Origin of the sequence: Rhodococcus sp. AD45-ID (genome assembly GCF_003023755.1) — a bacterium.
GTDB classification, from domain to species: domain Bacteria; phylum Actinomycetota; class Actinomycetes; order Mycobacteriales; family Mycobacteriaceae; genus Rhodococcus_F; species Rhodococcus_F globerula.
This window is the reverse complement of the sequence record NZ_PYHL01000002.1, coordinates 980,648-992,446: the sequence shown is the minus strand read 5'-3', so window position 1 is coordinate 992,446 and position 11,799 is coordinate 980,648. Positions and strand designations below refer to the sequence as shown.

The following is an 11,799-nucleotide window of genomic DNA, read 5'->3' as shown; positions in this document are numbered from 1 at the left end:
AGGCGGCTAGATGCCAGAATGCAAACCTGACCGCTAAACCTGCGCTGCCTTATGGGCCGCAATAAGGTTGCGATACCACTCGAACGAGGCCTTCGGTGTGCGCTTCTGGGTATCGAAATCGACGTGGACCAGGCCGAATCGTTCCTGGTAGCCGGCTGCCCACTCGAAGTTGTCCAGCAGCGACCACACAAAATAGCCGCGCACGTCGACGCCGTGGTCCATGGCCGATCGCAGGGCCCGTAGATGTGCGTCGTGGTACTCGATTCGAGCAGTGTCACTGACCTCGCCCGAACTGTTCAAGGCGTCGTGAAACGAACATCCGCTCTCGGTGATGTAGATCGGCGGCAGGGACTCACCGAACCGCGACTGGAATGTTCGCAGGATCTCGCCAAGTCCTTCGGGAACGATCGGCCATCCGAAATCGGTTGTGGGGTAACCGGTTATCGCCACCGGAGCAAAGGGAAGTCCCGGCGGTAGATCGATCTCGAGAACGCCGGCGGTGCCCTGTCCCTCAACGGGGGCGGCAATCATCGTCGGCTCGTAATAGTTGATGCCGTACCAGTCGAGGGGCGCACTGATGATCGCCAGATCCTCGTCGACCGGTCCGGTGAGGATCTGCGCAAATTCGTCGGCCGGATATTTTCCGAGCAGTATCGGATCGGCGAACATCCAGTTGACGACGTGGTCGTAGATGTCTGCGGCCATCACGTCTTCCGCCGAATCCGTTGCGGCGCGCACCGGAGCGTGATTGGACGCGATGCCAATGCCCGAGCAGCCCGCCGACCGCAGCGCGTCGACTGCCAGACCATGCCCGAGGAGCTGGTGATGTGCGGCCTGGAAGGCGGCGAATCCCAAGGCAAGTCCCGGGGCATGAACTCCTAGGGCGTGGCCGTACAGAGTGTGGACAACAGGCTCGTTGAGTGGCATCCACAGGCCGACACGATCGGCAAACCGTTCGCCCACAATCTGCGCGTACTCCCCCAACCGATACGCGGTGTCGCGATTCATCCAGCCCCCTTGCTCTTGCAGAGCTGACGGCAGATCCCAGTGAAAGAGCGTGACGGCGGGCGTAATTCCGGACTCGCAGAGCCTGTCGATCACGCGGTCGTAAAAATCGAGCCCCTTCTGGTTCACGTCACCTGATCCGGTAGGGAGGATTCGCGACCACGACAGCGACAGGCGATACGCGTCAAGTCCCAGCTGCGCCATGAGAGCGACGTCGGATTCCCAGCGGTGGTAGTGATCAGCAGCAACGACGCCGGTCTCGCCACGCACCACAGCACCGGGTTGAGTGCAGAAATCGTCCCAAATCGACGGTCCCCGACCGTCTTCGGTAACTGCGCCTTCGATTTGATACGCAGCCGTCGCGGTTCCCCACACAAACTCGGGGGGAAACATTGCAGTTGGATGTGCACTCATAGCCGTCAGTTAATCAAAGAATGCTGCGCGACACGCGACTTTGTTGGACACTCGACCAGTAACAAGTATCAAGTAGCGTTCGGCGGGCAGTGCCCAACCACAGACAAGGCCACATTCGATGACGGATCACACCCGCAGCCTGAAGAAGGCTCGGATCGCCACCTCCGTGGCTTTCGGACTCCAGGGTTTTCTTCTCGCGTCGATTCTGACGCAACTGCCCGCGTACCGGGACTTGTTTGCGCTCAGCGAGTCGTTGCTGGTCGTTGCGGTTGTGTCGGTGTCAGTCATCGCCGGACTCGGCAGCGTTCTCGCCGAGCGACTCGCAGTTCGAACGTCGAGCAAGACCACGCTCCGCACCGGACTGGCCGTCATCGCGGTCTTCGGCGGCGCCACCGGACTGGCCCCCAACTCTGCACTCTTTTTTGTCTGCCTCGCTGTCTACGGAATCGGCCTCGGCATCGTTGATGCGGCAGCAAACATGCAGGCCGTCTCGATCCAGCACGCCAAGGGACGCTTCATTCTCAGCTCGTTCCACGCAGCCTGGAGCGTCGGGGCCATCGCCGGCGCGCTCTACATCTCGGCAACCGCAGGACTCGACATCTCGGTACGGGTTACCCAGGTGGTCGCGGGAGTGATTGTGGCCCTGCTGCTTCTGGTATTCGGACCGTCATTGCTCGATCGAAGCGCAACCTCCGTCGCGGATACGAATACCGGTGGCTCCGTCACGCTCACGGTCCCGATGCGAGCGTTTGTCCTGCTCGGCATCGCGATGGCACTGTTCTACGCAGTCGATTTCAGCATCGGCAACTGGTCGACCCTGTACCTCGAAGACGTCCTGCTTGCCGACGCGAGCACTGCCGCTCTGTCGATGGCTGCCTACCAAATCGCAGCTTTGATTGCGCGATTGACCGGCGACTACTGGGTGGGCAAGTTCGGTGAAACCGCCGTCGTCCGCATGGGATCAGTGATCGGCGTGATCGGCATGACCATTGTCGTGACGGCGCAATCTCCTGCGATTGCGATCGCCGGGTTCCTGATCGTCGGCCTTGGCCTTCCGGTGATCGCCCCGATCTGCTTCAGCGCTGCCGGTCGGATGGCGCCACCCGATCAGGTGGATACCGTCATCGCTCGCATCAACCTCTTCAACTACGTAGGCACCGTTGTCGGCGGCGGAATCGTCGGAGCTGTCGCCGCATTCAGCGACCTGCGGATCGGGTTCCTCATACCGCTGGCGTTCTGCGTGATTCTGATTGCGCTTGCACCCGCGTTTGCCCCGAAACGCGCCGAGAGCCTGGCGGCTGAGAAAGCCGGATAGCCGTCACTGACACGGCAAGTGGTGTACTTGAGCGACCATTGCGCGTGCAGGGAAGGACGAAGTGACGTGAGCATCACCGTTGACCGGGCCGGAATCTGGGATTCCGAAGCAATCGCCGACGTGGCCGCGGTGACGTTTCCGCTCGCCTGCCCGCCCGATGCATCCGACGACGACATCAATGCCTTCATCGACAACGTGCTCTCGGTCGACAAGTTCTCCGAATACCTGACCGACCCGAAGCGGACGGTTCTCAAAGTGATCTCGAGCGACGCCATCGTCGGCTACGCAATGCTCATCGACGCCGAACCGTCCGATCCCGACGTGCGGGCAGCACTCACGCTTCGCCCGACAACAGAATTGAGCAAGCTGTACGTGCTTCCCGGGAATCACGGAAGCGGCGCCGCAGCATCATTGATGGCCGCGGTGGTCGCTCACGCCCACGAAAGTGGCAGTGCGGGAATCTGGCTCGGAGTGAACCAGGAAAATGCGCGAGCGCAAAAGTTCTACGCAAAGCATGGCTTCACACGGGTAGGGACCAAGACCTTTGTCGTGGGCACCCAGCTCCATCACGATTTTGTGATGGAGCGACCGGTGAACTAGGTCGCGGCAACCTCGAAACGAGACAACGCAAGCAGACGCGACATGGCGCGCAGGTACTTCTTCTTGTAACCGCCGGCAAGCATCTCCGGGGTGAAGATCTCGTCCAGGCGAGCGCCGGACACTGTCACCGGAATGCTCGCGTCGTACAGGCGGTCGGCAAGAACCACGAACCGAAGCGCAACCGACTGGTCTGTCGCGGGGTGGACGCCGTCGATGTAGACAGCACGAACACCCTCGACCAACTTGTTGTATCGCGACGGGTGCAACGTGCTGAGGTGCTTGCACAGCTCGTCGAAGTTGTCGAGCGTTGCGCCGTCGACAGACTCTGCGCGCGCGACCAACTCTTCGGAGGAAATCGGCTCGGGAGCGGGCGGCAGATCGCGGTGACGGTAGTCGGGACCGTCGACGCGAATGGTCTCGAAGATCGAGCCGAGCTTCTTGATCTCGCGCATGAAGTCCTGCGCGGCAAAGCGGCCCTCACCGAGCTGACCCGGGAGTGTGTTGGACGTCGCGACGATGGACACACCGCGCGTCGACAGCTCGGACAGCAGGCGAGAGACCAGCATGGTGTCGCCCGGATCATCGAGCTCGAATTCGTCAATGCACAGAACGCTGTGCTCGGAAAATGCCTCGACGGCCTTGTTGAAGCCGAGTGCGCCGACCACGTGCGTCAGTTCGACGAACGTGCCGAATGCCTTGGGCGACGGAACGCTGTGGAAGATCGACGCCAGAAGGTGCGTCTTACCGACACCGAAGCCGCCGTCGAGGTACAGACCGGCGCCCGTGGCCTGAGTCTTCTTACCGAACAATCCGCGACGACCGCCGGCCCGAATCTTGGCTACGCGCTTGGAGAATTCCTCGGTCTTGGCAACGGCAGCTGCCTGACTCGGCTCGTTGGGATCCGGGATGTAGGACGCGAAGCTCACGTCGTCGAACATTGCGGGTGGAACCATTTGAGCGACCAATTGATCGGCGGGTACCACCGGACTGCGATCGACAAGACGTTGAGGCATCCATCAAGGGTATCTACGTGGTGTGATCTCTCATATGCACCATCTGGATTTTGCGACCTACTTCACACCCGATCAGCCGCAGCGGCTCCGAGAGCTCTATTCATATCCGGAAGACCTGCAGCGTCCGTGGGTACGGGTGAACTTCGTGTCCAGCATTGACGGTGCCGTCTCCGTCAGTGGGCTCAGCGGCGGTCTGGGCACCCCGGCGGACAAGACGGTGTTCGACACGCTGCGCGAACTCTGCGACGTGGTTGTCGTCGGAGCCGGAACCGCGCGCGCGGAGAACTACGGCGGCGCCGTGATGAACGACGACGCTCGGGCACGCCGGGTCGCGTCGGGGCTCGCCCCGGTGCCCCCGATCTTGGTTGTCTCGTCACGCGCGTCGATCGACCCCGAAAGCCGGCTGTTCTGTGACGCCGAGGTCCCACCGATTCTGCTGGTCGGCTCCGACGCAGACGCCGCTGCCGTATCGAGGTTGAGCGATGCCGGTGCCGACGTTCACCGAAGCGTCGGCGCGGCGGTACGCAGCGTCGACATCGAGAACACAGCATCCACTCTGAATTTGCCGCGAATTCTGTGCGAAGGCGGACCGTCCCTGTTCGGCCAACTGATCACGGACAACGCCGTCGACGAACTATGCGTGACGACGTCTCCGCAACTGGTCGGCGGCAACGCGGGGCGGATTTCCCTCTCCGCGCAGTCCCTTCCCACCCCGATGATGCCTGCACATATCCTCACGGACTCCGACGGCACGGTGCTGTCGCGGTGGGTTCGTCAACGTCCTCGGCACTGAACCTGGCACTCTGGTCGGCATGCGCAGAGCGGCTTTGATTGCAGTTGTCCTGGCGACCTGTTGTGCCTGTGGCGCAGGGCCCTCCATTCGCCCGGACGTCGCCGTCGAAGGTCACACCGGTGGCACCCCCGGGAGTTCCGATACGTCACAGGCGACACCTCCCCCGGTTCCCGCTCCGGCCGTCCCGACCAGCGATCTACCGTGGCGCGACTGCAGCGGGACATCTCTTGCCGACGCCGCGTTGGCGGCCGCCAGCACGGGCGTCATCGTCGAATGCGCCGAATTCAGCGCTCCCATCGACACCAGCGGCCGCATCGACGGAACATTCACGGCCGCGGCGACCCGGGCCCGAACGTCGGCTACTCCTGCTGACGCCTACCCGATCGTCTTCACCTCCGGGACCGATCGGTCGTCGGGAAGCACCTTGGCCATGCTCTCTGCCACCGGACTGACGGCCGTCCTCGCAGCCCACCCGGTTGTGGCTCTCGACCGCCGCGGTATCGACCGCTCGACGCCCATCGAATGCATGGAACCCGATACTCGGCGCGGGCTCGCCGATCTCGGCCAATTCGAGCTGAGTTCGCGCGGAGACGCAGCCGACGCCGTCGCCACCCTCGGGCACGACGCCACAATCTCCTGCACCGACTATCTCGATCCGCAGGAACTCGAATTCGGAGCCGACGCCGCGGCCGACGACATCAACGCACTGCGCACGAGGTGGGGCGTCGACACCATCGCGCTGTGGGCTGCAGGCTCCGGTTCGGACATCGCATTGAGTTACGCCGCAACATATCCCGACAACATTGCACGATTGATCCTCGACTCGCCCGCACCGATCGCCACCGATGCCACCACCGAGGAGGAAAGCCGAGTCCAAGGCCAGGAAGCAGCGCTGACGGCGTTTGCCACTCGCTGCGCGGCGCTGTCCTGCTCACTCGGACCCGACCCCCGCGCCGCCGTCGTTGCCTTGATGGAACGCGCGCGAACTGGTGAGTTCCGGCCCTTGTCCGCGGCGTCGATCACCCGCGCAATCTCGGCAAGTCTTGCCATCGCGAGCCAGAATCGCCAGCTGGACACAACGTCTCTGGCCGATGCTCTCAGCGCACTCGGAACGGGAAACCCCGTACCCATGCGCGAACGTGCCGCAGCCGCGGAGAAAGCACTTGCCAGTGACGGTCAGTTTGTCGGACGCTGCACCGACGGCGTTCAGTGGCCGGGAGTGGGGCGCATCCGCGAACTGCAACAAACGTGGGGTAAGTCCTACCCCGTGTTCGGGAACGAAGCCGCACTCGGATTGTCGGCCTGCGCAAGTTGGCCGACAACCGCTCCGACGCCCTTACCCACCGCGTTGAAACCGACTGTTCTGGTCCTCAGCGGTCAAGCCGACCCCGCCGTCGGCAACACCGGGCTGGCCACCGTCACCGGAGTTGTCACCAACGCCGGCGCCCGGTTCGCCAGCCTCGATTGGCAAGGCTCCGGACACCCCGCGATGCAATCTGCCTGCGTGCAACAGGCCGCGGTGTCCTACCTGGACAATCAGAGCCTGCCGGCCAACGGCAATGTGTGCCCGGCCTAGTCGAATATGACGGCCGTCACCCACCATTGCAGGGTGCATCCCCAGATCTGTTTGCGTCTCGGTGTACCGTTCCGAAGTGTTCCTTAGACAAATCGAGCCTCGCACCGGGCGGACAACCCAACAAGTCGTCAACTACGTTTTGTGGCCGATCGCCGTGATGACCGTGATCAATCGCGTTGTCGTCAAAGCCGTCAACGGGTCGATCACCGATGATTTCCGGCCGGTCTACAACGCCGCGCTGGCATTCTGGAACGGCCGCGAGGTCTACACCGCGGACTTCAACACGGTAGATCCGCACTACTTGTATCCCCCATCGGGATCCTTGCTGATGGCACCACTGGCCATCCTCGATCCCGAGCGCTCGCGCTGGCTGTTCATCGGCACCAATGCGATTGCGATCCTGGTCGCGCTCTATCTGCTGCTACGGCTGTTCGATCTGACAATCAGCTCCATCGCCGCGCCAATTCTCGTACTGGCCGCGTTCTCGTCGGAGACCGTCACCAACACCCTGGTGTTCACCAACATCAATGGCATCGTGCTGCTCAGCGAGATGGCGTTCCTGCTACTCCTGATGCGCCGTAAAGATCTATGGGCAGGCGCATCGATCGGCATCACTCTGGCCGTCAAACCCACTCTTGCGCCGCTGCTACTGCTCCCCTTGGTTCGTGGTCAGTGGAAGGTTTTTGTCACAGCACTCGGCATCCCGTTCATCCTCACCGTCGTCGCAGTGCCTCTCTCGGCAGATCCGATGGCATTTGTCGAACGCACGGTTCCGTACCTGCTGGAATCACGCGACTACTTCAACAGCTCGATAGTCGGTAACGGCGCCTACTTCGGCCTGCCCGATTGGTTGGTCCTCACCCTGCGCGCGGTCTTCGCCGCCATGGTCCTGATCTCGCTGTGGCTGCTCTACCGGTACTACCGCAATGACGATCTGTTCTTCCTCACCACCACAACGGGCGTGATCATGACCGCGTCGTTCCTGCTGCCATCGCTCGGCCAGATGTACTACTCGATGATGCTGTTCCCGCTCCTGATGTCGGTGATTCTCAAGAACTCCGTCATGCGGAACTGGCCGGCCTGGCTTGCCGTGTACGGGTGCATGACATTCGACGACTGGTGGTCCTTCCGTTGGCCCGCCTTCGGCCGGGCAGCGGAGTACATGAAGAGCACTCTCGGGTGGAGCCTGCTGCTGATCGTGATCTTCTGCGTCCTCGGTTACCGGTATCTGGTTGCCCGACGCGAGGGACGCCTGGACCGCGGAATCGATCCCGCCTACCTCCTCGATCCTCCTGTGGATGCCGTCCCACCTGCAAGCAAAGCCGAACCTGCAGTAAAGGATTAGCGTGTAGGCATGAGTTCTACAGATAACGCCCCCGAAGTCACCTTCACCGACGAGCAGTGGCGCGAAAAACTGACCCCGGCCGAGTACGCGGTCCTGCGTCAGGCCGGTACCGAACGGCCCGGCGTGGGCGAATACACCGACACCACCACCGAAGGTGTGTACTCCTGCCGGGCGTGCGGTGCCGAACTTTTCCGCAGCACCGAGAAGTTCGAATCGCATTGCGGGTGGCCGTCGTTCTTCGATCCGGCCAACTCCGACGCCGTCATCCTGAAGGAAGACGTGAGCCTGGGAATGCGACGCGTCGAAGTTATCTGCAAGAAGTGCCACAGCCACCTCGGCCATGTCTTCGAAGGCGAGGGCTATCCCACTCCGACGGATCAGCGGTACTGCATCAACTCAATTTCACTGGTACTGAATCCCGCACAGTAGTCCGGATCCCTGAGACAGGTACAAGTGCACACAAGTCTCCCCTGCGTGGCTGGATCAGCCATCCGAGGGAGACTTGTGTGCGTTCCGGCCCGACCGGGGTGTCAGCGAGCAGGGATAGGAGCTTCGGAAGCAACCTCGATGCGATGAATACGGCGCGGCTGATCCGCGTAGTCGTAGATCGCGTTGTGCTGGACGAAGTGGTTGTCCCAGATAGCAATTTCGCCAACAGTCCAGCGGCGACGGACCGTGAATTCCGGCCTAATCGACACTGCCTTGAGTACGCCCAGGATCGCGGCGCTCTCTTGTGCGTCGAGTTCGTTGATATGGCTGGTGAACAGATCGTTGACGAACAGCGCTTCGCGTCCGGTCTCGGGATGCCGGATCACCAACGGGTGGTCGGCTTCGGGCACGTTCTCCCTCGGTGCGATGCGGTGTTTGGCGGTCAGGCCGTAGAGGAGTTCACGCAACGGTTCCGACAGAGCGTCCAGTGCGTCGGACTGGTTGGACCACATGGTGTCGCCGCCGAACTCCGGGAGGACCTGCATGTGCAGAACGCTGAACCTGGACGGCGCGTCACGCCATGACACGTCGCAGTGCCAACGATTGGCCTGGTACGCGCTTCCGTTCTCGGTGCCGATCACACTGATCTCGCGGTAACCCTCGTCGCCAAGGTTCAACAAGTGCTCATGTGGGAGAACAACCTCGCCGAAGTGCTGCGCAAACGCCCGGTGGATCGCCGGATCGAGGCCCTGTTCCGGAAAGAAGAGCACGCTGTGGCGATACAGCGCGTCCTTGACCAGTTCGACATCGGCGTCTGTCAGGGAGTCCACCCGCAGACCCCGCACTTCGGCGCCGATCTTGCCGGCGAGGGGCACGATTGCAGGTGTCGTAGGTTCTGCGATTGCGGTCATCAAACTTCCTCGAAACGTCGACGCGGTGTCAAAACTGGACTGCGTTCAAAGTAATGAGCTTTTATTATTTTGAGGATCGTTAAAATTTCGATGATTTAAGCATTGACGAGCGTCATCTTGATCCCTCACTGGTCGACCACTGCCAGGTGCCCGCCGTCACGTCGCCTTAGACCCGACCCACAACGACGGGAGGCCCACACGGTCGCCGGTAGGGTCGTCGAGCGTGACCTCAAAACGTGGCCGATACCGCGCGGGAGAACAGACACGCGTACAGCTCATCGAAACCGCAGAGCGCCTATTTGCACTCAGCGGTTACGAGGGCGTCTCCATCTCTGACATCCGCATCGCGGCAGGCCAGCAGAATGCCTCGGTAATCGCCTACTACTTCGGTTCGAAGGAAAATCTGCTGCACGCGATATTCGCTTACCGCCTACCCGCGATCAACGCCGACAGGCAAGCAATGATGCTCCAGACAAGCTCACAGGGCGCGAATATGACTACGCGCGAGGCTTTATGGGCAATTGTGCAACCCCTGGCCAACAGCATCAGCCCGGACAACCACTACGTCGCACTGCTCGATCGGCTGATGGAGACGGCAATTCTCGGCCGCGTCTTCACCACCGTAGATCCGACCGCGACAACAAGCGGATCCACCGTGAATCAGAGTCTCAACGACAGCCTTGACGAACTCGCGGAAGATGTTCGGCTGCAGCGCATTCAGATCGTCTACACCAGTTATCTCCGGGTATTGGCGGGCTACGACAGACGCGGCACCCGACCCACCCACGCTGAACTGTCCGCCCTGATCGACGGATGGGAAGCCCTACTGCGCGCCCCCGTATCTCAGGAAACTCTCGACGCCCAGCAAAACCTAACTCCGTTGAACCGCTAATTCCCCAACCCCGTCAACCGAGCGAAAACTGCACACAAGTCTCAGCACCAGGGCGCATCCGGCCACGCGAGTGAATGTTGTGCGCACTCAGGCCCGGTTACGGCGTCAGAAATTCCAGTTCAGTGCGCCGCCGGATGTGGACAACTCATCCACCGCGCCCGTGACAAACCCCTCGCGCCCCTCGGTCACGACCTTGCCGACATCCACGGACTCGCGATGGTCCATTGTTATCTGGCCCAGCTGAATGGCCAGGCCGGAGAAGACGGCCGACGCTGCTTCCACCGCAGCGGCTTCGAGCACCCCGGTCAGTAATTGGCGCAACAGCATTCGGACAGTAACCGCGGTAGCGACCTCCGCTGCGCCTGCTCCTACCGCACTCAGCCCGAGAGTGGGAATCGCTGCCGCTGCCATGGCCGCCAACTCGAGCGCCAGCGCGATCAACGCCGCGATGATCGCAAGTTTGGTGTACTCGATCTCCGTCGCCGTAGCGTTGCAGGATTCCGCTAATTCCGTTGCGGCAGCATTCAATCGATCAAAGACATCAGCGACGCCACCGGAATCCTGCCAGAATGCATCGAGTGAATCGTGCGTCTCACCGGTGATTGCTGTCAGTACTCCTCTCAGTGTGACATCACCACCCATGGATGCACTGGTCAGATGGTCTGCAATCTCGGTCCACGCGTCACCCAATCGCCACAAGGAAGTCTCGTCCCCCTCCGGCCAGTCGCTACCCACTGCCACACTGGCAACGGCCTGCAGGTATCCCGGTATCTCGATTCCCATCAGAGACCACCTGCAAAGTTGTCGGCAAGTTCCGCGTCGACGCCCTCGAAGTTGTCCGAAGTCCGGTACAGCGCATCCGTGAGATTCCGCATGACGCCGGCCATCATCGAGATACCGGCAATCACCGACTCTGAGCCCGGAAGGTAGGCGGCGGCAAAAGTGTTGCCGACCTCGTCATTTCCCCAGCTCGAGCCTTCGGCAGTCATTTCCCGTTCGAGATCCGCTTTCGACCTCTCGATGTCTTCGGCGAGTCCCACGAATCGCGGTGCCAATGCACGCACAATCTGAACATCGATCCACAGTTCAGACATTGCCCGCGCTCCTGAGAACGGTCTGATCCCAATCCTGTTCCGTGTGCTCGGCTATCTGAGGCACTGCGGACAGACCGCGCACGCTGGGCGCTCCGGTTATCAGATCTGGAAGATCCAACTGCGTCGCAGTGGTGAACGGCTTCAATATCTCGGCGTTTTGCCGACGCATGTCTGCCGACGCTGCCGTCGACGCCGCCAGCACCGACGCACCAAGCTTTTTCGGCGTTGATTTCGCACACGCGTCCGATGAGAATTTCACGCCGACAACGGCTCCGGAGGCATTGACGACAACCTCCACCAACCCGTCAGCCGACTGAGCACGCGCAGTCGACAACGCGATCTTCTCCTGCGCGAGCGCAAGTAACCGCGTCCGCTCGTGCAGGTCCTCCATCATTGAATCAATCTGCCCGCG

At 61.6% G+C, this 11,799-nt stretch carries 13 protein-coding genes; 7 read left to right on the top strand and 6 right to left on the bottom strand.

What is annotated here, in order from left to right:
* Positions 1-33: 33 nt before the first annotated feature.
* Complete coding sequence (locus C7T36_RS20785; RefSeq protein WP_045067471.1) at positions 34-1,419, bottom strand: GH1 family beta-glucosidase; 1,386 nt, start codon at positions 1,417-1,419, stop codon at positions 34-36.
* A 118-nt stretch (positions 1,420-1,537) separates the two neighbouring features.
* On the opposite strand from C7T36_RS20785, the gene C7T36_RS20780 reads away from it, so the two are divergent.
* The gene (locus tag C7T36_RS20780) at positions 1,538-2,734 is read left to right on the top strand and encodes an MFS transporter (protein WP_045067470.1); all 1,197 of its coding nucleotides are present in this window, start codon (positions 1,538-1,540) and stop codon (positions 2,732-2,734) included.
* 66 nt (positions 2,735-2,800) lie between these two features.
* On the top strand, positions 2,801-3,334 hold the full coding sequence (locus tag C7T36_RS20775; RefSeq protein WP_045067469.1) for a GNAT family N-acetyltransferase: 534 nt from the start codon (positions 2,801-2,803) through the stop codon (positions 3,332-3,334).
* Here C7T36_RS20775 and zapE read toward each other — a convergent pair.
* Positions 3,331-4,347 (bottom strand): cell division protein ZapE, encoded by a 1,017-nt coding sequence (zapE, locus tag C7T36_RS20770; RefSeq protein ID WP_033234718.1) that lies wholly within the window; start codon positions 4,345-4,347, stop codon positions 3,331-3,333. The genes C7T36_RS20775 and zapE overlap by 4 nt on opposite strands.
* Before the next feature lie 34 nt (positions 4,348-4,381).
* Here zapE and C7T36_RS20765 point away from each other — a divergent pair, with 34 nt between their 5' ends.
* From C7T36_RS20765 to msrB, 4 genes are all read left to right on the top strand, one after another.
* Positions 4,382-5,140, top strand: a complete 759-nt coding sequence (locus tag C7T36_RS20765; RefSeq protein ID WP_045067466.1) for a pyrimidine reductase family protein — start codon at positions 4,382-4,384, stop codon at positions 5,138-5,140.
* A gap of 19 nt (positions 5,141-5,159) precedes the next feature.
* Complete coding sequence (locus tag C7T36_RS20760; protein ID WP_045067464.1) at positions 5,160-6,716, top strand: alpha/beta fold hydrolase; 1,557 nt, start codon at positions 5,160-5,162, stop codon at positions 6,714-6,716.
* 61 nt (positions 6,717-6,777) lie between these two features.
* On the top strand, positions 6,778-8,061 hold the full coding sequence (locus tag C7T36_RS20755; protein ID WP_045067463.1) for a glycosyltransferase family 87 protein: 1,284 nt from the start codon (positions 6,778-6,780) through the stop codon (positions 8,059-8,061).
* A gap of 9 nt (positions 8,062-8,070) precedes the next feature.
* On the top strand, positions 8,071-8,490 hold the full coding sequence (gene msrB, locus C7T36_RS20750) for a peptide-methionine (R)-S-oxide reductase MsrB (protein ID WP_045067462.1): 420 nt from the start codon (positions 8,071-8,073) through the stop codon (positions 8,488-8,490).
* A gap of 101 nt (positions 8,491-8,591) precedes the next feature.
* Here the strand turns inward: msrB and C7T36_RS20745 are convergent, their stop codons facing one another.
* A complete protein-coding gene (locus C7T36_RS20745) occupies positions 8,592-9,401 on the bottom strand; it encodes a TauD/TfdA family dioxygenase (RefSeq protein WP_045067461.1) in 810 nt (269 codons plus the stop codon).
* A gap of 223 nt (positions 9,402-9,624) precedes the next feature.
* Here C7T36_RS20745 and C7T36_RS20740 point away from each other — a divergent pair, with 223 nt between their 5' ends.
* Positions 9,625-10,293, top strand: coding sequence for a TetR/AcrR family transcriptional regulator (locus C7T36_RS20740; RefSeq protein ID WP_045067459.1), 669 nt, complete (start codon positions 9,625-9,627; stop codon positions 10,291-10,293).
* Positions 10,294-10,398: 105 nt separating this feature from the next.
* Here C7T36_RS20740 and C7T36_RS20735 read toward each other — a convergent pair whose 3' ends face one another.
* From C7T36_RS20735 to C7T36_RS20725, 3 genes are read right to left on the bottom strand one after another with little or no spacing between them, the layout of a single operon-like run.
* Positions 10,399-11,076, bottom strand: a complete 678-nt coding sequence (locus C7T36_RS20735) for a hypothetical protein (protein WP_052683517.1) — start codon at positions 11,074-11,076, stop codon at positions 10,399-10,401.
* Positions 11,076-11,387: a WXG100 family type VII secretion target gene (locus C7T36_RS20730; RefSeq protein ID WP_033234752.1), complete on the bottom strand. Its 312-nt coding sequence runs from the start codon at positions 11,385-11,387 to the stop codon at positions 11,076-11,078. The genes C7T36_RS20735 and C7T36_RS20730 overlap by 1 nt, the downstream gene beginning before the upstream one ends.
* Positions 11,380-11,781, bottom strand: a complete 402-nt coding sequence (locus C7T36_RS20725; protein ID WP_045067457.1) for a YbaB/EbfC family nucleoid-associated protein — start codon at positions 11,779-11,781, stop codon at positions 11,380-11,382. Before C7T36_RS20725 ends, C7T36_RS20730 begins: the two co-directional genes overlap by 8 nt.
* Positions 11,782-11,799: the final 18 nt, after the last annotated feature.